Source organism: Pseudarthrobacter sp. efr-133-R2A-89 (assembly GCF_030209315.1).
Classification (GTDB): Bacteria; Actinomycetota; Actinomycetes; order Actinomycetales; family Micrococcaceae; genus Arthrobacter.
In genome coordinates, this window is the sequence record NZ_JARVSE010000010.1 from 249,431 (window position 1) to 271,533 (window position 22,103).

At 64.0% G+C, this 22,103-nt stretch carries 19 protein-coding genes; 9 read left to right on the plus strand and 10 right to left on the minus strand.

Going from position 1 to position 22,103, the window contains the following annotated elements; translation table 11 throughout:
• Positions 1-8 precede the first annotated feature (8 nt).
• The 5 genes from QRM95_RS16965 to QRM95_RS16985 all read right to left on the minus strand — a co-directional run bounded on the left by QRM95_RS16965 (position 9) and on the right by QRM95_RS16985 (position 2,979).
• Entirely contained in the window at positions 9-1,016 is a 1,008-nt protein-coding gene (locus QRM95_RS16965; RefSeq protein ID WP_285248872.1) for a pilus assembly protein TadG-related protein, read from the minus strand.
• On the minus strand, positions 1,013-1,399 hold the full coding sequence (locus QRM95_RS16970) for a TadE/TadG family type IV pilus assembly protein (protein WP_285248658.1): 387 nt from the start codon (positions 1,397-1,399) through the stop codon (positions 1,013-1,015). Before QRM95_RS16970 ends, QRM95_RS16965 begins: the two co-directional genes overlap by 4 nt.
• A gap of 212 nt (positions 1,400-1,611) precedes the next feature.
• Positions 1,612-1,803: a Flp family type IVb pilin gene (locus tag QRM95_RS16975; protein ID WP_285248659.1), complete on the minus strand. Its 192-nt coding sequence runs from the start codon at positions 1,801-1,803 to the stop codon at positions 1,612-1,614.
• Between the two features lie 34 nt (positions 1,804-1,837).
• The gene (locus QRM95_RS16980) at positions 1,838-2,035 is read right to left on the minus strand and encodes a Flp family type IVb pilin (protein ID WP_285248660.1); all 198 of its coding nucleotides are present in this window, start codon (positions 2,033-2,035) and stop codon (positions 1,838-1,840) included.
• A gap of 278 nt (positions 2,036-2,313) precedes the next feature.
• On the minus strand, positions 2,314-2,979 hold the full coding sequence (locus tag QRM95_RS16985) for a prepilin peptidase (protein WP_285248661.1): 666 nt from the start codon (positions 2,977-2,979) through the stop codon (positions 2,314-2,316).
• A 293-nt stretch (positions 2,980-3,272) separates the two neighbouring features.
• On the opposite strand from QRM95_RS16985, the gene rplM reads away from it, so the two are divergent.
• Together rplM and rpsI are read left to right on the plus strand one after the other, a co-directional pair.
• A complete protein-coding gene (gene rplM / locus QRM95_RS16990) occupies positions 3,273-3,716 on the plus strand; it encodes a 50S ribosomal protein L13 (protein WP_015937805.1) in 444 nt (147 codons plus the stop codon).
• Between the two features lie 38 nt (positions 3,717-3,754).
• Entirely contained in the window at positions 3,755-4,258 is a 504-nt protein-coding gene (gene rpsI, locus QRM95_RS16995; protein WP_018760410.1) for a 30S ribosomal protein S9, read from the plus strand.
• A 59-nt stretch (positions 4,259-4,317) separates the two neighbouring features.
• Here the strand turns inward: rpsI and QRM95_RS17000 are convergent, their stop codons facing one another.
• Complete coding sequence (locus tag QRM95_RS17000; protein WP_350223891.1) at positions 4,318-6,024, minus strand: ArnT family glycosyltransferase; 1,707 nt, start codon at positions 6,022-6,024, stop codon at positions 4,318-4,320.
• Positions 6,025-6,233: 209 nt separating this feature from the next.
• A complete protein-coding gene (locus QRM95_RS17005) occupies positions 6,234-7,469 on the minus strand; it encodes a bifunctional glycosyltransferase family 2/GtrA family protein (RefSeq protein WP_285248662.1) in 1,236 nt (411 codons plus the stop codon).
• Positions 7,470-7,652: 183 nt separating this feature from the next.
• Between QRM95_RS17005 and glmM the strand changes: the two genes are divergently transcribed.
• Positions 7,653-9,014: a phosphoglucosamine mutase gene (gene glmM, locus QRM95_RS17010; RefSeq protein ID WP_285248663.1), complete on the plus strand. Its 1,362-nt coding sequence runs from the start codon at positions 7,653-7,655 to the stop codon at positions 9,012-9,014.
• 75 nt (positions 9,015-9,089) lie between these two features.
• On the opposite strand, the gene mscL is transcribed toward glmM, so the two are convergent.
• The 3 genes from mscL to coaA all read right to left on the minus strand — a co-directional run bounded on the left by mscL (position 9,090) and on the right by coaA (position 11,446).
• On the minus strand, positions 9,090-9,494 hold the full coding sequence (gene mscL / locus QRM95_RS17015; protein WP_285248664.1) for a large conductance mechanosensitive channel protein MscL: 405 nt from the start codon (positions 9,492-9,494) through the stop codon (positions 9,090-9,092).
• 93 nt (positions 9,495-9,587) lie between these two features.
• A complete protein-coding gene (locus QRM95_RS17020; RefSeq protein ID WP_285248665.1) occupies positions 9,588-10,445 on the minus strand; it encodes a M15 family metallopeptidase in 858 nt (285 codons plus the stop codon).
• A gap of 5 nt (positions 10,446-10,450) precedes the next feature.
• Positions 10,451-11,446, minus strand: coding sequence for a type I pantothenate kinase (gene coaA, locus QRM95_RS17025; protein WP_285248874.1), 996 nt, complete (start codon positions 11,444-11,446; stop codon positions 10,451-10,453).
• 116 nt (positions 11,447-11,562) lie between these two features.
• Between coaA and glmS the strand changes: the two genes are divergently transcribed.
• The 6 genes from glmS (at position 11,563) to treZ (ending at position 22,024) form a co-directional block, all read left to right on the plus strand.
• Positions 11,563-13,455: a glutamine--fructose-6-phosphate transaminase (isomerizing) gene (gene glmS, locus QRM95_RS17030; protein WP_285248666.1), complete on the plus strand. Its 1,893-nt coding sequence runs from the start codon at positions 11,563-11,565 to the stop codon at positions 13,453-13,455.
• Between the two features lie 156 nt (positions 13,456-13,611).
• Complete coding sequence (locus QRM95_RS17035) at positions 13,612-13,959, plus strand: holo-ACP synthase (protein WP_018760400.1); 348 nt, start codon at positions 13,612-13,614, stop codon at positions 13,957-13,959.
• 15 nt (positions 13,960-13,974) lie between these two features.
• A complete protein-coding gene (locus tag QRM95_RS17040; RefSeq protein WP_285248667.1) occupies positions 13,975-15,570 on the plus strand; it encodes an NAD(P)H-hydrate dehydratase in 1,596 nt (531 codons plus the stop codon).
• Between the two features lie 69 nt (positions 15,571-15,639).
• A complete protein-coding gene (gene glgX / locus QRM95_RS17045) occupies positions 15,640-17,937 on the plus strand; it encodes a glycogen debranching protein GlgX (RefSeq protein WP_285248668.1) in 2,298 nt (765 codons plus the stop codon).
• Positions 17,934-20,261 carry a malto-oligosyltrehalose synthase gene (gene treY / locus QRM95_RS17050; protein WP_285248669.1) on the plus strand — a complete coding sequence of 776 codons (2,328 nt, stop codon included), beginning with the start codon at positions 17,934-17,936 and terminating at the stop codon, positions 20,259-20,261. Before glgX ends, treY begins: the two co-directional genes overlap by 4 nt.
• Complete coding sequence (gene treZ / locus QRM95_RS17055) at positions 20,258-22,024, plus strand: malto-oligosyltrehalose trehalohydrolase (protein ID WP_285248670.1); 1,767 nt, start codon at positions 20,258-20,260, stop codon at positions 22,022-22,024. Before treY ends, treZ begins: the two co-directional genes overlap by 4 nt.
• Positions 22,025-22,103: the final 79 nt, after the last annotated feature.

Below are 22,103 nucleotides of genomic sequence, written 5' to 3' on the forward strand. Positions count from 1 at the left end.
GTTGGTTTCTATTTATTGAGCGAGACACTTGTGGTGCCGAAGTTCAATCCGCCTGTTCCACCGACTGAGGTTGAGAATTGAACGAACTGACCGATGATGCAGCGGTCGCTGCCGCCCGAGCAGGCGAGGTTTGCGTTCATGCCGGGATCCGTTGCCTTGTCCAGATATTCGTAAGGTCCCGCGGCGTTCCCGAAATGCCATCCGAAAATCCTGAACGTTGCGTATCCGACGATGTGGAAGGTGCCGGTGTTCCCGCCGCCACTGGCAGTGTCGAAGATCGGAAACTCGACCTTGACCGTTCCGCCTGCGGTGATGGTGTCGATCCAGCCCTGCAAGATGGTCTTACAGGTCTTCGGCGGGTTGTTGCCAGGGTTGCTTGATGCGAAGTTGCCGAGTGATGTCGTGGCAACACATGGGTCGCTGTTTGTATCGTCCAGCCATCCCCAGCCTCCGGGAATTGTGTGGCCGGAGGCATTTGTACAGGATGGCGTTCCCGGCTTCCACGTGATCTTCTGCACGTCGCCACCCGTGGGAGTCGCTGGCCCCAAGTTCCAACAGCTTTGGGAGAAGGCCAAGGGGAATCCGCCGCCACTGCTGGGGAACCCCCAAGTGGCCCTGGCCGAAGCCCTGATGTCAGCGGTTGGAATTCCAATCACGCGGGCGAACTGCAAGGAGAAGTGGTTACTTCCGTCTGGAGTCTGGGACTGAGTCGTGACGTCAACTGTGCCCGCCGTAGCATCGGCAATCGCACTCAAGACGTTGGTGTGGGCATCCAAGGCATTCCCATTGGCGTAGCTCGATGCAGCAGCCACTTGGTCAGAGGCGCATGGTGTTGCAGCCATGGAGCACTGATTGGCGATGGCCAGCGCAGCGGCATCCGCGCCGTTTTGGAGTTGTGCGTGCTCGGAATACATCGTGGCGACATCAACTGCGAACGCCGCCATTCCCATCAGGAAAACCATGATCAGGGCTGTCAATGGTGCGACGACTCCACGCTCGGAGTGTCTTGTCTTCATGCGCCGCACCGCATTACTCCTTTGCCTTGAATGGTAAGGCTGGCCGGCATTCCGGGAATGAGATTGGGAAAGCCGGTCATCCAGGGGGTGGTGTAGCTGACGTTCACGGACACGTCATTTCCGTCGGCGCAACTGCCGGTTCCCGTGTAGACGATCGAGATGTTTGCGTTGGTGAGAGCCACAGACGGAGCCGCTGCCACGCCAGCGGCCTGTGCGTTGGAGGGCGCGTAGCCAGCCTCCGAACAATGAATGGCCGCGTAGCGGGAGGCTTGGCGGGCTGCTTCGCTGAGAGAAACCTGAATATTGAATGCCCGTCCCATCTCTGCGATCCCTAGGACAAGGGTTAGAAAGATTGGTAAAATAAGCGCAAATTCAACTGCCACGGCACCTAAATCGCGTCGTTGGCGGCGCTCGCTTCGTCTGCTGGCACGAGTCTTCGACATAAGACGACCGAATTCTGTGAAGCCGGGAAATATCCCGGGGTTCTTGTTCGAATGAGAGTCATTTCCGCGCGTCCGGCGCCTACTGGCGTCAGCCGGCCTTAACAACCGGGGGCGGATCGGGAGCCCACATCAGGCCCCCGATCCGCCTTGGGCTACGGCAGTTCGTTGCTAACGGTGGTAAACGCCGTGTTGATCTGAGTGCCAAGAGTCGCCACGATGACGATGATGACGGCCGCGATCAGAGCTACGAGCAGACCGTATTCAACGGCAGTGGCGCCTTTTTCGGAGCTGAACCGATCCTTGATGCCAATGATGGACGCCAGGACGTTCACGATAACGGACACTTTTCCCCCTCTGAGTTAGATGTAGCGGTACCGGCTACGGCAGTTCGTTGGAGATTTTGGTAAAGGCGGTGTTGATCTGCGTACCAAGGGTCGCAACGATCACAACAATCACCGCGGCGATAAGCGCCACCAAGAGGCCGTATTCAACTGCCGTGGCACCATTTTCTTCACGGGTGAAGCGATCCTTGACGCCAGCGACGAAAGCCATCATCGAGACCATGAGAGAAGTCATTTTATTTTCCTTAATTCGGTGAAATTGGATTGATTTTTATTTAAACGAATTTCCAGCTGCCCCCATAAATCCTTAGCGGCTGGACTTCGCTAAGAAGAGATTGTCATTTACGCCGATGGGCAACAATGCGTAGTGGTACTCGACTTTTAGGCGGTGCGCTGAAAGGGCGTACTCGAATACTCGGAAAGGTACCTAGGGTGCGATCACCCTGCTCCATCGACTACTTGGATGGGCGCGCTTCAATCCGAGCGCAAGGAGTCGCTCGGCTGCACTTCCTACTACTGGATGAACAGGGCAGTGAGGGCTAGGGCGCCAAGCATGGCGGGGCCGTGTGGCACTTCCTTGGCCATATTCCGGCGTTTTCCAGCGAGGAGGACTGCTGTTGTGATCCCGTTCACGATGAAGCCCAGAAGGCCCCCGTAGAGCAGCTGGCTCCAACCTAAGTACCCCAGGTAAAGGCCGACGGGCGCGGCCAGCTTCACATCGCCCATTCCGATGCCGCCAGGCGAAATCAACGCCAAAATAAGGTAGGCGGCGAACAAAATGACCGCGCCAACGAGAGCTCTGATGAAATCGTCAGCCTGCTGACTAAATATCAGCGGAGCTGCCAACAGGACAATGCCAGCGATTAAAAGAAAAAATACGAGCTGGTTGGGCAATAAATGCAGCGCGATGTCCACCCTTGAAAGTTGAACACCTATCACCGCCAAGAGGATCAGGGCCGGCAGGCCCGGGATATTGCCAAAGCGCAAGACAAAGGCGACGCACGCGGCGCCGGTGACGGCCGCCGTCGTCATCCGAACCCGCGGCGCCGGCAGCGCACCCAGCCGCGGCAGCAGCCGCGCAATCAGGATCTCAGCCGCGGGGGAGAGGAAACACCCCAACAGGCCTATGCCAACGACAAGGAGCCAAGCGGCCGACCCTCCGCCCTCTGCTGATGCCACTGCGCCCCCTGCCTTGATGGGGTTGGCGCATGACGAGCCAACCGTCGCTACCCCATTTTGACCCTGAACCACCTGACGCGCTAATCTAGGTAGTCGTTGTGCGTGTCCTATTCCGATGGTGCGTGCCCGCTTGAGAATCCGGTTGCAGGATAACTACTCAACGTGCACATTCGGAACCTCAGGATGACTGGTTACATGGAGCCCTCACCTCTGTTCCGGTAGCGCGCAGACAGTAGGTGCGCGAGCTAGCGACACCTAAACAAGAACGCCAGAACAAGAACGAGGCAAACACCGTGCGTACGTACACCCCGAAGCCCGGCGATATCAACCGCCAGTGGCACGTCATTGACGCCACCGACGTTGTCCTTGGTCGTCTTGCAAGCCAGACCGCAATCCTGCTGCGCGGCAAGCACAAGGCCACTTTCGCGTCCCACATGGACATGGGCGACTTCGTCATCATCATCAACGCTGAAAAGGTTGCCCTCACCGGCGCCAAGTTGGAGCAGAAGCGCGCATACCGCCACTCCGGCTACCCGGGCGGCCTGACCTCCGTCAACTACGCGGAACTGCTGGAATCCAACCCGGTCCGCGCCGTTGAGAAGGCCATCAAGGGCATGCTCCCCAAGAACTCCCTCGCTGCACAGCAGCTGGGCAAGCTGAAGGTGTACCGCGGTGCTGAGCACCCGCACGCCGCCCAGCAGCCCAAGACTTTCGAAATCACCCAGGTCGCCCAGTAGTCCTGGCCACCAAACAACTTATCTATACAAGGAGAATCGTGGCTCAGAACGAAGAGACCACCGAGGCCGTCGAGGCCGAGGAAAACCTGACCAGCTACACCTCTGAGAGCTCAGCTTCCGAAGCTGCTCCCAAGAAGGAACGCCCGGCCCTAACCGTTGCCGGCGCAGCTGTAGGCCGCCGCAAGGAAGCCGTTGCACGCGTTCGCGTTGTGCCCGGCTCCGGCAAGTGGACCATCAACGGCCGCGAGCTGGCGAACTACTTCCCCAACAAGCTGCACCAGCAGGACGTCAACGAGCCCTTCAAGATCCTTGATCTGGAAGGCGCCTACGACGTCATCGCCCGTATCCACGGTGGCGGGATCTCCGGCCAGGCAGGCGCCCTGCGCCTCGGAATAGCCCGTTCGCTGAACGAGATTGACGTCGAAAACAACCGCCCGACCTTGAAGAAGGCCGGTTACCTGTCCCGCGACGCCCGTGTCATCGAGCGTAAGAAAGCCGGTCTCAAGAAGGCCCGCAAGGCCCAGCAGTACTCCAAGCGCTAAACCCGCTTGTACAGAAGCCCGTCCCGCCCTTTGGCGGGGCGGGCTTTTATGTTTGAGCGCTACTGTTGGGTCAAGTCGTAATAGTCGGCGTTGCCCACCTGATCTTTTGCGAAGTTTGATCTAACCCACTCTACGATGCGTGCGGATTCACCGCGACCTTCCGTAGTTAGTGGCGGCAGGTTTTGAATGACCATTGACGCGACTCTCTTCTCTTCCACGAGACTCTTGAATTGCTCCAATGTCGGATACGGATCGGTTCCATCAAAGCCGCCGAGCGGCATTACGGGGTGGCCCAGGGCGAGCTGGTAGTTGGCCGCCGAAGCTGAGCCGACGATAGCCGTGTACCAAGTCCCGGTTTGCTGGCGGGACGACAGCAGATTGAGCATTTTTGGCTCGGGCATGTCCCCCATAGCAACTGCCACGATGTTCGGTGAAACGTCGGGTCCCAGTCTTGAGCGATTTGGGTCGTCAGACCGTATTCCATTGATTCTCGGGCCCGCTATGACGCCGGCCCCTACATGGGCGCTTAGAATAGTATTTATCGACCAGATGCATGGGCCGGCGAGTAATGTGCAAAATAAAAGGACGTGCTGGAAATTTCTGATTTTCGGAGATTTCGTGGGTACAACTAGCGCTGCTATAGTCGTGGGCCATAAAATGAGAAATGCCTGAGGCGCATTCGGAAAATCGGCGGTGCTTCGTGCCGCGGATACGAAGGCCAGAACCGCTGTTACCGTTAGTGTGGCCGTCAAAATGAAGCGTAATCGCCATTCCTTCCTGCCTATTAGGTAACAAAGGGAGACGGCGGCGAGGACACTCAGCGGTGGCACCGCGGTGAGAGCATAATATGGGTGAACGATTCCCGACATGTACGCCAATACTCCGGTAGAGGTCAGAAACCATAACCCGCAGAAGAGAAGCAGAGCGTTCCGACTCGAATTGCCCCTTTTTGACACGAGCCACACGGCGGCAAGTCCAAGGCCAGCAAAGGCAAGGGGAAGAAACCAGCCAAACTGACCGGAGTATTGTGGTTCCAAGAACCGCTGGTAGCCCGCGGCGAGTTCGTTTACGCGGCCACCTGAGGACAAGGTTCTGCTGGCGTCTTCCCCGGTCAGCCGCTGAAACCCGTTGTATCCTAGAGCCAGTTCGAGTGAACTGTTGATCCTTGAGCCACCGATGAAGGGCCTGGTCGCCGGATCGGCGAGTTGAACCGCCAGAAGCCAAGAGCCCGCGACAACCAACGCTGCTATCCCGGCCAAGGCAAGATGCAAGGTGCGCTTTAGGTAACCTGCGCGGGCGAACGCCAGGTAGGCGGCGATCAGGCCAGGCAGCACAAGTCCGATCTGGAGCTGCTTTGTTAGAAAACCTGCCCCCACCAACATCCCGGCGATGATCAAGTCCAGCACGCGTTGTTCATCGATGGCGCGGAGAGAAAAGAAGCAAACCGAAACCATGATGAGAATGAGTAGTGCATCCGGGTTGTTGTAGCGGAACATCACCGTACTCACCGGCGTCAGTGCCATGAGAATACCCGCCATTAGCCCTGTCTGCGGACTAAAGCGTTTGGAAACCAGCCTGTATAACAGAAATACCGTAAGTACACCCATTAGAGACTGTGGTAGAAGAATGCTCCAGCTACTCAAGCCGAATAATCTTACCGATAGTGCCATCACCCATATACTCATCGGAGGCTTATCAACGGTAATGCTGTTTAGCGGGTCAGAAGACCCATAAAAGAACGCCGTCCAGTCCTGTGCTCCAGACATGACTGCTGCTGAGTAATAAGCATTTCCCCACCCGTTTATATCCAGGCCCCAGCTGTATAGGAGAGCTGCCAGCGCAAGCAGCGACAGCAGTGCGGGCCGTTCCCACGGGGTGCGGCCTGAGGCCAAGATGGTGACGATGCGCGCCCTTGTCAGGAGGGGCTGGAGCCAGGAAGGCGCGAGGCGGTTTCGGATCTGCGTCACAGAGGGCCTCACCTGACAGGGTTCCCAACGGCTAGCAGAGCCCGGCGTGAAAGACTACGCCCGCCCTGGGTGCGGAAAACCCAGAGCCGCAAGAGGACAAACCTCATCAATGTGGCCAGGACATTCGCTGCGGTCAGGACCAAAAGCTCGACGTTCGGCGCCGCATCAGCGTGCAGCGAGTGAAGTACCACCAACGACGAAGACGTAAGGATCCACGCCATGAGAAACACCACGAAGCCTTGGAACTGATGCGTGAACAGTTTCTCCGGCCCGCTGATGCCAAACGTGAAACGCCTATTGGCAGCCGTGTTTCCTACCGCGGTTAGCAGCAGAGCCAGGAAGTTGGCTTCCTGGGACCCGAAGGGCCCCTGCATGATGAGGTATAGCAGCGCGAAGGCCAAGGTGGAAGCCACCCCGACCAAGCCGAACCGGAGGACCTGGCCAAAAAAGCTTGGCCGGCTCAGGGGCACGATGGGCCGGCGTCCAAGCTCCGCGTAAATTGCCTGGACGGGTATGACGCCCCTCACCAGCGATCCAGCGACCCGAACCACGCCCTTCAGGTCGTCCACGGCTGTCTGCCGGATATCCACACTGCTATCCGGATCATCGACCCAGTCGACGGGAATCTCGTGAATGCGAAGCCCCGAACGTTCGGCAATAATCAAAAGCTCCGTATCAAAAAACCAGCAATTGTCCTGAACATGGGGAAGCAGGCGCTTTGCCACGTCGGCTCGAATGGCTTTGAACCCGCACTGGGCGTCGGAAAACCTCACTTGCATGGTGCGGCGCAGCAGGAAATTGTAGGACCTGGAAATGAATTCCCGTTTAGGCCCCCGGCTGACCCGCGAATTTTGTCCTAACCGGGTGCCGATGGAAATATCAGAATGCCCGGACAGCAGCGGAGCCACCAAAGGTGGCAGCGCTGCCAGGTCCGTCGAGAGGTCGACGTCCAGGTAGGCCAAGACTTTAGCGTCGGACGTGGACCAGGCATCCCTTAGCGCGTACCCGCGCCCTTTGACTTCAAGACGCCGATACTCCACGTTTGGAATGTGACCGCTAAGGCGGGCGGCAATCACCGGCGTCCGGTCGGTGCTTGCGTTATCGGCGATGGTGATTTTCCACGTCGACGGCATTTCATTCGTCAGATATTCGGCGAGCCTCGTAATGCTGCGCTCCAGTACCGCTTCTTCGTTGTAGACCGGTACTACAATTTCAAGCGCCAAGCCCCCATAGCTAGGTGTCATGCATGGATCGTAGGGGAGGCCAAATGAGCGTGGCGAGGGTTTTGAGAAAAGACAGGTAGACGGGGATGAAAGCAAGTAGTCCCGGTATCGGGCCCCGTCGGCCGACAGGTACTCAGCAGGTAGAACCGACCGGAAGACGCCATCTACGCAGGTCCCCCACGCCCCATCCTCTACACTTGACCGGTGTCTAGATTATTTGGAACTGATGGTGTCCGGGGGTTGGCCAACGGCTTGCTGACAGCTGAGCTGGCCCTGCAGCTGGCCCAGGCGGCCGCCGTCGTGCTCGGCCATGACCGCAACTCCAACGGCTCCCGCCCGCGCGCGGTGCTGGCACGCGACCCGCGCGCCAGCGGCGAATTCATCGCCGCCGCAGTGGAAGCCGGACTTTCCAGCTCCGGCATCGACGTCTACGACGCCGGTGTGCTGCCCACCCCGGCGGCGGCCTACCTCGTAGCGGACCTCGATGCGGACTTCGGCGTCATGATTTCCGCGTCCCACAACCCGGCGCCGGACAACGGCATCAAATTCTTCGCACGCGGCGGCCAAAAGCTGCCGGACGAAGTCGAAGACGCCATTGAAGCCCAAATGAGCAAGGAGGCCGTCCGGCCCACCGGAGCGGACGTGGGCCGCATCCAGCGCTTCTCCGACGCGGAGGACCGCTACATCGTCCACCTCCTGCGCACGCTGCCGCACCGCCTGGACGGCCTCACGGTGGTCCTGGACTGCGCCAACGGCGCCGCCAGCGGCTGCTCACCCCAGCTTTTCAAGGACGCCGGCGCGCGCCTCATCGTCATCGGCGCCGATCCCGACGGCCTGAACATCAACGACGGCGTCGGCTCCACCCACCTCGGCCCCCTCAAGGATGCCGTGGTCAAGCACGGCGCGGACCTGGGCATCGCCCACGACGGCGACGCCGACCGCTGCCTCGCCGTTGACCACGAAGGCAACGAAGTGGATGGCGACCAGATCATGGCCATCCTCGCGGTGGCGCTCAAGAAGTCCGGGAAACTCAAGGACGACGTCCTGGTGGCCACGGTGATGAGCAACCTGGGACTCAAGCTCGCCCTCCGCGAGGCCGGCATCACCATCATGGAAACGGCAGTGGGGGACCGCTACGTCCTCGAAGGCATGCGCGACGGCGGCTACAACCTCGGCGGCGAACAGTCCGGGCACGTGATCTTCTCCGACTACGCCACCACCGGTGACGGCCTCCTCACCGGCCTGCAGCTCGCCGCACAGGTGGCCCTCACCGGGAAGCCGCTCAAGGAGTTGGCCACCGTGATGACCAAGCTCCCGCAGGTCCTCATCAACGTCAAGGGCGTGGACCGCAGCAAGGTTGGCAGCAACGACGTGCTGGCCCAAGCCGTGGGGGCGGCGGAAGCGGCGCTCGGCGATACCGGCCGTGTCCTCCTCCGGCCTTCCGGCACCGAACCCGTTGTCCGGGTGATGGTCGAGGCCGCCGACGAGGAAACCGCCCAGTCCATCGCCGAGCACCTGGCACAGGTTGTCCGGGCGGAACTCGCCCTGGAACTCGTCGCCGACTAACAGGCAAGACCTACCAAATGTGGCCCGCCTCCCATCAGGGAGGCGGGCCACAAATGCTCTGGCGGCGTTTGGGCGTTACGGGTTCCGGCTCTGGAGGGAATCGCGGATCTCGGTCAGCAGCGCGATCTGCGGATCTTCGGCGGCTTCTTCCTTCACGCCCTGGTTGATGCCCAGCCGGCGGTTGCGGCGCTCGATCATGTGGTTCATGGGCATGACCACCACAAAGTAGATGGCGGCGGCAATCAGAAGGAAGTTGACGATAGCGGTCAGCAGCACCCCGAATTCCATGGCGTTGCCGTTGAAGTCCACCTTGGCGAAGCTGTCAAAGTTCGGGGATCCCACTAGCCCTGCGATAAACGGCATGAGCACCTTGTTCACGAGCGCAGTGACAACCGCGCCGAAGGCAGTACCCATGACAACAGCGACGGCAAGGTCAACGACGTTGCCTTTCATGATGAAATTCTTGAATCCTGTCAGCATAGGCCCCACGCTAGCCCACGGAGGGAGTGCTACGGATAACGCGGCGGTAAATTTTTTGTCGCGAGTCCGGAACTGGAACGAGGAGTTCGACGTTCAGGGATAGCTCGGTGCCGCTTCCAGGCCGAAGTATTCCTCCAGTGTGCCGATGCCGCGCTTGGCCATGTCCGTGGCCGCCTCAACCCCCACGAACCGAAGGTGCCAGGGCTCGTAGTAGTAGCCCGTGATGGGGTGCAGCATCCACGGATACCGAACGACGAAGCCGTGCCGGTAGGCGTTTGCTTTCGCCCAGGTGGCCGCCGGCTGGTCGGCGAAACATGGCTGGAAGCTGCAGGCCCCGCCGCCGTCCCCGATGTCGAAGGCCCATCCGGTCTGGTGCTCCGAGTGGCCGGGCCGCGCACTGGCGGTGTCGGCGTCGGCCTGTCCCCGCGCGGCGACGTACCCGTTGTAGGTGGTCACTTGCGTGCTGTACGAGCGGTAGCCGCTGGCCAGGACCATCGCCACGCCATCCCGCGCCGCAGCCGCGAACATCGCCTCGGCCGCTGCCGCCGTCGTGCTGTTCAGCAGGGCCGCTTCACCCGAGGCGGAAATGGCGACGGCGGGACGCACCAAATCAGCCGGCGCATAGTCCGCGGGCGCCAGCGGCCGGTGCTTGTTGACGATGACCCACTGGCTTGCGGGGTCGTCGAGCGAGAAGTGCCGCGCCAGCGTGGCGGAGGGCGACGGTGTGGGGGACTGTGCTTCCGGAGACTGGCCCACCGTGGCGGCTTCCGCCGTCGGGCCCGCTGATGCCGTGGCGGCGGCAGGGGAGGGGGACGGGGATGGAGCAGCGGACGACGCCGGCTCAGCCGGAGGTGCCGCCGGTGTGCAGGCTGCCAGGACCGTCAGCCCGGCCCCCGCCGCGAGGAAGCGGGCAAAGCTGCGGCGCGTGGCCGGTCCGCATTCGTAGCACACGTGTGCTAGACCTTCCGGAGGAGCATGCGGCGGATGGAATGGTCTGCCTCTTTGGTCAGCACCAGCTGCGCCCGGCCCCTGGTGGGCAGGACGTTTTCCTCCAGGTTGGGCTCATTGATCCGCTTCCAGATGTCCCGCGCGGTGCTCTCGGCTTCCTCATCGGAGAGGGTGGCGTAACGGTGGAAGTAGGACTCCGGCTGCGCGAACGCGGTGCTCCGAAGCTTCCGGAACCGGTCCACGTACCACTCCTCGATGTAGGAGGTCTTGGCGTCGACATAGATGGAGAAGTCGAAGAAGTCACTCAGCGCCAGCCCCTGGCGTCCGTCGTGCCGGGGCCGGGCCGGGGCCAGCACGTTCAGGCCCTCCACGATCAGCACGTCCGGCCGGCGCACCACCACCTCTTTTTCCGGCACGATGTCGTAGGTGACGTGCGAGTACCAGGGGGCCCGCACTTCCTCGGCCCCGCCCTTGATTTCGCTCACGAAGCGCAGGAGCGCCCGGCGGTCGTAGGACTCGGGGAACCCCTTCCGGTCCAGCAGTTGCCGGCGCTTCAGCTCAGCAAGCGGATACAGGAAACCGTCGGTGGTGATCAGTTCAACATTGGGGGTACCGGGCCAGCGGCGCAGCATCTCGCGCAGCACGCGGGCGATGGTGGACTTGCCTACCGCGACGGAACCGGCCACCCCGATCACGAACGGCGTGCGCTGGGTCTGCTCACCCAGGAAGGTGGTGGTGGCTGCATGCAGCTGCCCGGCTGCCTCCACATACAGGTGCAGGAGCCGCGAGAGGGGGAGGTAGACGTCGCGGACTTCGTTCATGTCCAAGGGGTCGCCGAGCCCGCGAAGGCGCAGCACATCCTCTTCATTAAGGGGCTGTTCCATCTGGGCTGCGAGCCGGGACCAGGTATGCCGGTCCAGCTCCACGAACGGCGAGGCACCCTCCCCGTTCGCTTCATTGCGTTGCGAAGTCACGCTAAAGATTCTGCCCCGCGCCCGGCGCATCGCGAAATGGCGCCCCTGCTCAGCGCGGCGGCGCCCGTCACGCAAGCCCTCACGAAAGCCCCGCCGGGCGCTTTCCGGTTTAGAGCAACCGGCACGCTGCCGATAGTCTTGTGCCTATGTGTGGAATCGTGGGTTACGTAGGCCGTTCGACCGACGGTGCAATTAATGGTCACAGCGCGTTGGACGTTGTCCTTGAGGGGCTCCGCCGCCTGGAGTACCGCGGTTATGACTCTGCCGGCGTGGCAGTGGTGTCCGAGGGCGCCATCGAGTCGCGGAAGAAGTCCGGAAAGCTGAGCAACCTGATCGCTGAGCTTGAGGCGCGCCCGCTGCCCGAGACGGTAACCGGGATCGGGCACACCCGCTGGGCGACGCACGGCGGTCCCACGGACCGCAACGCGCACCCGCACCTGGCGGACGGCGGCAAGCTGGCCGTGATCCACAACGGCATCATCGAGAACTTCGCTGAGCTCAAGCTCGAGCTGCTGGAAAAGGGAGTCACCTTCCTCTCCGAAACGGACACCGAGGTGGCCGCTGCACTCCTGGCCGACATTCTCCGGAACAAGCTGGGCGGGGACACCGCGAACGGCGGACTGACCCACGCCATGGAGCTGGCCTGCCAGCGCCTCGAAGGCGCCTTCACCTTGCTGGCCGTGCACGCGGACCAGCCCGACGTCGTCGTGGCCGCCCGCCGCAACTCACCGCTGGTGGTGGGCCTGGGCGACGGCGAGAACTTCCTGGGCTCGGACGTGTCCGGGTTCATCGACTACACCCGCCGAGCCGTGGAGCTGGGCCAGGACCAGATCGTCACCATCACCGCGGACTCGGTGGACATCACCGACTTCTACGGCAACCCGGCCCAGGGCAAGGAATACCACGTTGACTGGGACCCGGCCTCGGCGGAAAAAGGCGGTTTCTCCTCCTTCATGGAGAAAGAGATCAACGACCAGCCCGACGCCGTGGCCCAGACCCTGCTGGGACGCTCGGATATCAAGGGCAAGCTGACCCTGGACGAACTCCGGATCGACCCGGAGCTGCTGAAGCAGGTCAACAAGATCATTGTGCTGGCCTGCGGCACCGCCGCCTATGCGGGGATGGTGGCCAAGTACGCCATCGAGAACTGGTGCCGGATTCCCACCGAGGTGGAACTGGCGCACGAGTTCCGCTACCGCGATCCCATCCTGGACGAGAACACCCTGGTGGTGTCCATCAGCCAGTCCGGCGAGACCATGGACACCCTGATGGCGGTCCGTTACGCCCGCGAACAGGGCGCCAAGACCATCTCCATCTGCAACACCAACGGCTCCACCATCCCGCGTGAATCCGACGCCGTCCTGTACACGCACGCCGGGCCGGAAATCGCCGTCGCCTCCACCAAGGCCTTCCTTGCGCAGATCACTGCCGCCTACCTGCTGGGCTTGTACCTCGCACAGCTGCGCGGCAACATCTTCTCCGGCCAAATCAAGGACGTCCTGGCGGACCTGAACAAGATCCCCGCCAAGATCCAGAAGATCCTGGACAACGCCGGGCCGCTGCGCGAACTGGCCCGCAGCATGGCCAGCGAGAAGTCCGTGCTGTTCCTGGGCCGCCACGTGGGTTACCCGGTGGCCTTGGAAGGCGCGCTGAAGCTCAAGGAGATCGCTTACATCCACGCCGAGGGCTTCGCTGCCGGTGAGCTCAAGCACGGCCCCATCGCCCTGATCGACGAAGGCCAGCCGGTGTTCGTGGTGGTTCCGTCCCCGCGCGGGCGCGACTCGCTGCACGCCAAGGTGGTCTCCAATATCCAGGAAGTCCGTGCCCGCGGCGCCCGCACCCTGGTCATCGCCGAGGAAGGCGACGAAGCCGTCAAGGCCTACGCCGAGTACGTCTTCTACGTACCCGAGACCCCCACCTTGCTCATGCCGCTGCTGACCACGGTTCCGCTGCAGATCTTCGCGGCGGAGCTTGCGGCAGCCAAGGGGTACGACGTAGACCAGCCCCGCAACCTGGCCAAGAGCGTCACTGTCGAGTAGCGGTGACTCCCTAACCGCTGGAAGCCCCGGGCCCACAAGCCAGGGGCTTCCTGCGTTAAGCCACGCAATTGCGCTATCGGCGGACAACGGAAAGAACCCGCGCCAACGGCGCTGCACCCGGGCGTGCGGGGGAGGGTCCCACCGTAGAATGAGCCCATGATCGTTGGCATTGGGGTAGACGTAGTAGACATCGAGCGGTTCGGCCGCCAGCTGGAGCGCACACCCGGGCTGAGGGACCGCTTGTTCGTCCCCGCGGAGCGGGAACTGAACACCCGGTCCCTGGCTGCCCGGTTTGCGGCCAAGGAAGCCGTGGCCAAGGTCCTGGGCGCGCCCGCCGGAATGAACTGGCAGGACTGCTGGATTGGCCTTGACCAGAACGGGCCCACCGTCCAGGTCAAGGGCACCGTCCTGGCGGTCGCCGAGGCCAAGGGCGTCAAGCGCTGGCACCTGTCCATCAGCCACGACGGCGGCATCGCCACCGCAACGGTACTGGCCGAAGGCTGACCCGGCGGCCGCCGCATGATCACCGCCTACACCGGAACCCAGGTCCGCGCAGCCGAAGAACCCCTCCTGGCCGCCGGGCGCGGAGAGGAACTCATGCTCCGCGCAGCGCATGGCCTGGCCACCGGCGTCGTCCATGAGCTTCGTTCACGCGGTGCCCGCCTGTACGGCGCCCGCGTGGTGGTGCTGGCGGGAACGGGCAACAACGGTGGAGACGGGCTCTACGCTGCTGCCTTCCTCGCCGCCCGGGGAATGCGTACGACGGCGGTACTCACCGGGGATGCCGCCCATTCGGGCGGGCTCGACGCGTTCGAACGCTCCGGCGGCCGGGTGAACCGCCTCACCGAAGAGGCATTTCCGGAGCTGGCGGCGGAGGCCGCGCGCGCCGACGTCGTCATAGATGCCGTGCTGGGAACCGGCGCCAAGGGCGGCCTGCGGGGACTCGCTGCAGCCTTCGTCCAGGCCCTTACGGGTGCGCAGACAGCCGGCGGCGCCCACGGCCTGGTGGTGGCCTGCGACCTCCCCAGCGGCGTCGACGCGGACAGCGGAGAGGCCGCCGGCGAGGTTCTCGCGGCCGACCTGACGGTGACGTTCGGGGGAGCGAAGTCCGGGCTGCTGGCCGATCCCGGAGCCGACTATGCCGGCCGCGTCCTGGTGGTACCGATCGGGATTGAAGGGCACTTTCCGCAGCCGTCCCTGCGCAGGCTTGAAGCTGCCGAGATGGCCGGCCTGCTGCCGCACCCGGCCCGACGCGCCCAAAAGTACTCCCGGGGTGTGCTGGGAGTGGTGGCCGGCTCTGATGACTATCCCGGTGCCGCCGTCCTCGCCTGCCGTGGCGCGCTGGCCGCAGGCGCGGGCATGGTCCGGTACCTTGGCCCGCCCTCAGTGGCGCACCTGGTCCGCCAATCCTGCCCCGAGGTTGTGTGCAGCACGGGGAGCGTCGCGGAAAACCGTGTGCAGGCCTGGCTCGTGGGCTCCGGCATGGGCCCGCAGGACCACGACCAACTGGCCCGCGCCCGCGAGGCCGTCACCTCCGGCCTTCCGGTTGTGGCTGACGCCGGTGCTTTGCCGGCCCTTCCTGACACGCTGGCGCCGCACGTGGTGCTGACCCCGCATGCCGGGGAGCTCGCCGCACTGTTCCAGCGGCTCGGTGGCGGCGGAGACCGGGAGACCGTTGAAGCGGGTACCCTCGACGCCGTCCGCCGTGCTGCGGACCGTACCGGTGCCACCGTCCTGCTCAAGGGTGCCACCACGCTGGTGGCCGCACCATCCGGAACGACCTTCAGCCAAGCGGACGGCACCCCCTGGCTGGCCACCGCCGGGAGCGGGGACGTCCTGGCCGGTGTCATCGGCGCGCTGCTCGCCCAGGCGGGGTCCGCCGTCGAACCTTTCCGGCAGCTGGGCCTGGACGACGACGATCGGTGGGCCGCCCTGGCCGCGCTGGGAGCCGCACTCCATGGGCGCGCCGGGACGGCGGCGTCGGAGTCCGCTGCGGGCGGACCCATCACGGCGGCCCGCATCGCGGAGGGTATACCTGAAATTTGGGGTAAAGTCAGCATGCTTAGTAAATATGGAGCCTGGAAACGTAATAGTCACAGCCAACCACTACGGTAGGCATTAGTTCGCACCAGCAGCAGGGGCGTTCCGATGCCCTCTGCTGCTGACCACAAAATGAGGAGCACGATGGAAGTCTGGCCTGGAACTGCCTATCCGCTGGGAGCGACCTTTGATGGCACCGGCACCAATTTCGCCCTGTTCAGCGAGCGGGCCGAGCGGGTCGAACTCTGCCTCCTGGCCGATGACCTGACCGAGACCCGGATCGAACTGACCGAGGTGGACGGCTACGTTTGGCACTGCTACCTGCCGCACATCCAGCCCGGCCAGAAGTACGGCTACCGCGTCCACGGTCCGTACGATCCCGCCAGCGGCAACCGCTTCAACCCGAACAAGCTGCTGATGGATCCCTACGCCAAGGCCATCCAGGGCCAGATCGACTGGGACCCGGCCCTGTTCTCCTACGAGTTCGGCGACCCGGACTCCCGCAACGACGCCGACTCCGCCCCGCACACCATGCACGGCGTGGTCATCAACCCGTTCTTCGAGTGGGACGGCGACCGCCAGCTGCGGATTCCGTACCACCAGTCCGTCATCTACGAAGCCCACGTCAAGGGCCTCACCGAACTCCACCCGGAGATTCCCGAAGAGCAGCGCGGCACCTACGCCGGCGTGGCGCACCCCGCCGTGATTGAGCACCTGAAGAAGCTTGGCGTGACCGCCATCGAGCTCATGCCCGTCCACCAGTTCGTCAATGACGGAACCCTGGTGGAGAAGGGCCTCAACAACTACTGGGGCTACAACACCATCGGGTTCTTCGCCCCGCAGAACACCTACAGCGCCACCGGCGACGTCGGGCACCAGGTCCAGGAGTTCAAGGCCATGGTCCGCGACCTGCACCGGGCCGGCATCGAAGTGATCCTCGACGTCGTCTACAACCACACCGCCGAAGGCAACCACCTGGGCCCCACGCTGTCCTTCAAGGGCATCGACAACCAGGCCTACTACCGCCTGGTGGACAACGACCTCAAGCACTACATGGACTACACCGGCACGGGCAACTCGCTGAACGTCCGCCACCCGCACTCCCTCCAGCTGCTGATGGACTCCCTTCGCTACTGGGTCACCGAAATGCACGTGGACGGCTTCCGCTTTGACCTCGCCTCCACCCTTGCCCGCGAGTTCTACGACGTCGACAAGCTCTCCACATTCTTCGAACTCATCCAGCAGGATCCGATCGTTTCCCAGGTCAAGCTCATCGCCGAGCCGTGGGACGTCGGCCCCGGCGGCTACCAGGTGGGCAACTTCCCGCCGCAATGGACGGAGTGGAACGGCAAGTACCGCGACACGGTCCGTGACTTCTGGCGCGGCGAACCGGCCACCCTGGGCGAATTCGCGTCCCGCCTGACCGGTTCCGCGGACCTCTACGAAAGCTCCGCCCGCCGCCCGGTGGCCTCGATCAACTTCGTCACCGCCCACGACGGCTTCACCATGCGCGACCTCGTCTCCTACAACGAGAAGCACAACGAGGCCAACGGCGAAGGCAACAATGACGGCGAATCGCACAACCGGTCCTGGAACTGCGGCGTCGAAGGCGACACGGACGACGACAAGGTCCTGACCCTGCGCGCCCGCCAGCAGCGGAACTTCATCGCCACCCTGATGCTCTCCCAGGGCGTGCCCATGCTGCTGCATGGCGACGAACTGGGCCGCACGCAGCAGGGCAACAACAACACCTACTGCCAGGACTCCGAGCTCAGCTGGATCCACTGGGAAGCCATGGACCAGCCGCTGGTGGAGTTCACCGCGTTCGTCAACAAGCTCCGGCACGACCACCCCACCTTCCGCCGCAGCCGCTTCTTCGACGGCCGCCCGGTAGTCCGTGGCGAGGGCGAAAAGCTCCCGGACATCGTCTGGCTGAAGACCGACGGCACCGAGATGCGGCCCGAGGACTGGGGCAGCGGCTTCGGCCGGACCATCGGCGTGTTCTACAACGGCGACGGCATCCAGGAGCAGGATTCACGCGGCCGCCGCATCACCGACGACAGCTTCATCATGGCGTTCAACGCCCACGACGACGTCGTGGACTTCTGCCTGCCCTCGGACGAATACTCCCAGTACTGGGAAGTCCTCATCGATACCGCAGCGCAGGCCGAAGCCTACGAACCGCTGAGGGCCGGCGCAACACTGGCACTGGATGCCAAGTCAATGGTGGTACTGCGCGCCTACTCCGGCCCCGAGGCTGAAGTGGATACCTCGGCAGCCGCGTCGCTGGCCTCCATGGCAGAACACGAGGAGGCCCAGGGGGAGATGGTGGAGGCCCAGACCAAGGCAGCGGAGGCGAGCGAGGCCCGGGCAACCGAAGCCACCGAAGCCGCTGACGACAAGGCAACCGAAACGGGTGCCACAAAGGCAACCGGCAAATGAGGACGCCGACTTCCACCTACCGGCTCCAAATCCGGAGCAGCTTCACCCTCTTCGACGCCGCAGCGAAGGTCCCGTACCTGAAGGACCTCGGCGTTGACTGGGTCTACCTGTCTCCCATCCTCACGGCGGAGCAGGGCTCGGACCACGGCTACGACGTAACCGACCCCTCTGCCGTCGATCCCGAGCGGGGCGGCCCCGAAGGCCTCCTGGCCCTCTCCAACGCGGCCCGCGAGCACGGCATGGGCGTCCTGGTGGACATCGTGCCGAACCACGTGGGCGTGGCTTCCCCGCCACAGAACCCGTGGTGGTGGTCGTTGCTGAAGGAAGGCCGCGAGTCCCCGTACGCCGAAGCCTTCGACGTCGACTGGGAACTGGGCGCTGGAAAAGTCCGGCTTCCCATGCTGGGATCGGACGCCGACCTGGACAAGCTTGAGGTCAAGGATGGCGAACTCCGCTACTACGACCATCGGTTTCCGCTGGCCGAGGGCACGTACACCGACGGGGATTCCCCGCAGGACGTCCACGCCCGCCAGCACTACCAACTGATGGACTGGCGCCGCGCCGATGCCGAGCTTAACTACCGGCGCTTCTTCGCGGTGACCACCCTCGCCGGGATCCGGGTCGAGGTACCTTCCGTCTTCGAACAGGCGCATGCCGAGGTTGGCCGCTGGTTCACCGAGGGCCTGGTGGACGGCCTCCGCGTGGACCACCCGGACGGCCTCGCGGATCCCGCCGGCTACCTCCGATGGCTCAAGGACCTCAGCGGCGGAGCGTACGTCCTGGTGGAAAAGATCCTGGAACCGGGTGAAGTCCTGCCCCAGGAGTTCGCCTGCGAGGGCACCACCGGTTACGACGCGCTGGCCGACGTGGACCGGGTCTTCGTGGACCCTGCAGGCCAACAGGCCCTCGACGCCCTGGATTCCAGCCTGCGTGGAACCGCGGAACCGGCGGACTACGCCGCCATGATCCGCGGTACCAAGCGCATGATTGCCGATGGCATCCTGCGATCGGAGGTGCTGCGGCTGGCCCGGCTGGTTCCCGGGTCCCACGGGCTCAGCGTGGACCAGGCAGCCGACGCCATCGCCGAGATCATCGCGTCCTTCCCGGTGTACCGGTCCTACCTGCCGGTAGGCGCCGACGTCCTGAAGGAAGCCTGCGAGTCCGCCGCTGCGCACCGGCCGGACCTGGACGTCGCGGTGGGCACCCTCCTCCCGCTGCTCCTGGACCCTGCCAACCCCATCGCCATCCGGTTCCAGCAGACCTCCGGCATGGTCATGGCCAAGGGCGTGGAGGATACCGCGTTCTACCGCTACACCCGGCTGGGCACCCTGACCGAGGTGGGCGCCGAACCCACCGAATTCGCCGTGGCCCCGGAGGAATTCCACCGGCGGATGCAGCGGCGCCAGCAGGACCTGCCGCTGTCCATGACCACCCTGTCCACCCACGACACCAAACGCAGCGAGGACGCCCGGGCCCGGATCTCGGTCATCGCCGAACTCCCTGAGGAGTGGGCAGAAACGCTGGAGACGCTGCGCGGCCTGGCACCGATCCCGGATGGCCCCTACGAGAACCTGCTGTGGCAGGCAATCGTAGGTGCATGGCCTGCAAGCCGTGAGCGGCTGCAGGGGTACGCGGAAAAGGCGGCCCGGGAGGCGGGCAACTCCACCACGTGGACCGATCCCGACGAGGACTTCGAGTCCAAGGTGAAGGCCGCCGTGGATGCGGTGTTCGACGACGCGAAGGTTGCCAAGGTGGTCGCCGACTTCGTGGCCCGCATCGACGCCTTCTCCGCAGCCAATTCGGTATCGGCCAAACTGGTCCAGCTGACCATGCCGGGTGTGCCGGACGTTTACCAGGGCAGCGAGTTCTGGGAACGGTCACTTACGGACCCGGACAACCGCCGGCCGGTGGACTTTGCCGTCCGGCAGGCGGAGCTGGCAAAGCTCGACGCCGGGCAGTTGCCGGACGCGGGCACGGAAGCCAGCAAGCTCCTTGTCACCTCGCGGGCGTTGCGCCTGCGGCGGGACCAGCCCGAGTTGTTCCAGGGCTACAGCCCCGTGGCCGCCACGGGGGCCGCAGCAGAGCACCTGCTCGCGTTCTCCCGCGGAACCGAGGCCTCCACTGGTGTGCTGGCACTTGCCACCCGGCTCCCCGCCGGGCTGGAAGCCGGCGGCGGCTGGCGGGACACCGCCGTCGACCTTTCCACCGCCATGCGGGACGAACTGACGGGAGCCGGCTACGGACCGGGCCCGGTTGCCGTGGCCGAGCTGCTGGGCACCTACCCGGTGGCCCTGCTGGTCCCCGTGGATGGAGGGAACGAATGACGCTCGTCAACGCTGGCCCCGGGCGGTTTGATGTGTGGGCGCCGGACGCTTCATCGGTGGTCCTGCAGGCCGATGGCCGTGAATACCCCATGCAGAAAATGGAAACGGCTCCCGGCTCCGAGGGATGGTGGACCGCACCTGACGCCCCGGCCGGCGGCGAGGTGGACTACGGCTACCTGCTGGACGGCGACTCCACTCCCGTCCCGGATCCAAGGTCGCGCCGCCTGCCCGCCGGTGTGCACAAACTGTCCCGCACCTACGATCCTGCCGCCTACAAGTGGCAGGACACGGGCTGGCGCGGCAAGGACCTGCAGGGTTCCGTGATCTACGAACTCCACGTGGGCACCTTCACCCCCGAAGGAACCCTGGACGCCGCCGTGGACAAGCTGGACTACCTGGTGGACCTGGGCATCGACTTCGTGGAGCTGCTGCCGGTCAACGGGTTCAACGGAACGCACAACTGGGGCTACGACGGCGTCCAGTGGTACGCGGTGCACGAGGGCTACGGCGGGCCGGCCGCATACCAGCGGTTCGTGGATGCTGCCCATGCCGCCGGGCTCGGCGTCATCCAGGACGTGGTGTACAACCACCTGGGACCCAGCGGCAACTACCTGCCCAAGTTCGGCCCGTACCTGAAGCAGGGCGATGCCAACACGTGGGGCGACGCGGTGAACCTGGACGGGCCCGGCTCGGATGTGGTGCGCGAGTACATCCTGGACAACGCGGCCCTCTGGCTGCGCGACTACCACGTGGACGGCCTCCGCCTCGATGCCGTGCACGCGTTGCGGGATGAGCGGGCAGTCCACATCCTCGAGGAACTGGGCGCTTTGGGCGACGCTGTCTCGGCGGAAACCGGGCTGCCCAAGACCCTCGTAGCCGAATCGGACCTGAACAATCCGCGCCTGATCTACCCCCGGGACGCCAACGGGTACGGCCTCGCCGGCCAGTGGAGCGACGACTTCCACCACGCGGTGCACGTCAATGTCAGCGGCGAAACCACCGGCTACTACTCCGACTTCGAATCCCTGGCCGTGCTGGCCAAGGTGCTCAAAGACGGGTTCCTGCACGACGGCAGCTACTCCAGCTTCCGCGGCCGGCACCACGGACGGCCCATCAACGGCGCGCTGGTGCACCCGGCGGCACTGGTGGTCTGCAACCAGAACCACGACCAGATTGGCAACCGGGCCACGGGGGACAGGCTCTCGCAGTCCCTGTCCTACGGGCAACTGGCCGTGGCTGCGGTGCTCACCCTGACCTCGCCCTTCACGCCCATGCTCTTCATGGGCGAGGAATACGGTGCCACCACGCCGTGGCAGTTCTTCACCTCCCATCCCGAACCGGAGCTTGGAAAAGCCACCGCGGAAGGGCGCATCAGGGAATTCGAGCGCATGGGATGGGATCCCGCCGTCGTGCCCGATCCTCAGGACCCGGAAACCTTCCGCCGGTCCAAGCTGGACTGGGGCGAGGCCACCACGGGCGAGCACGCCCGGTTGCTGGAGCTGTACCGGTCGCTGACGGCGCTTCGCCGCTCCCATCCGGACCTGGCAGGCCTTGGCTTTGACGGCACGCAGGTGGAGTTCGACGACGACGCTGGTTGGCTGCGGTTCCGCCGCGGTTCCGCTGAGGTGCTGGTGAATTTCACGGATGCGAAGGTACGCCTCGACGCTTCGGGGAACGTCCTGCTGGCCACGGATGAAGGAACCGGCCTGGACGGCGGCACCCTGGCCCTGGCTCCGTGGAGCGCGGCCATCCTCGCGTCCTAGGAAGGAGAAGTTACGCCGCGGGCATCCGCGGCGTAACTTTTCTGCTGAGCGCTAACACGCGATGTGCAGCGCGTCACAA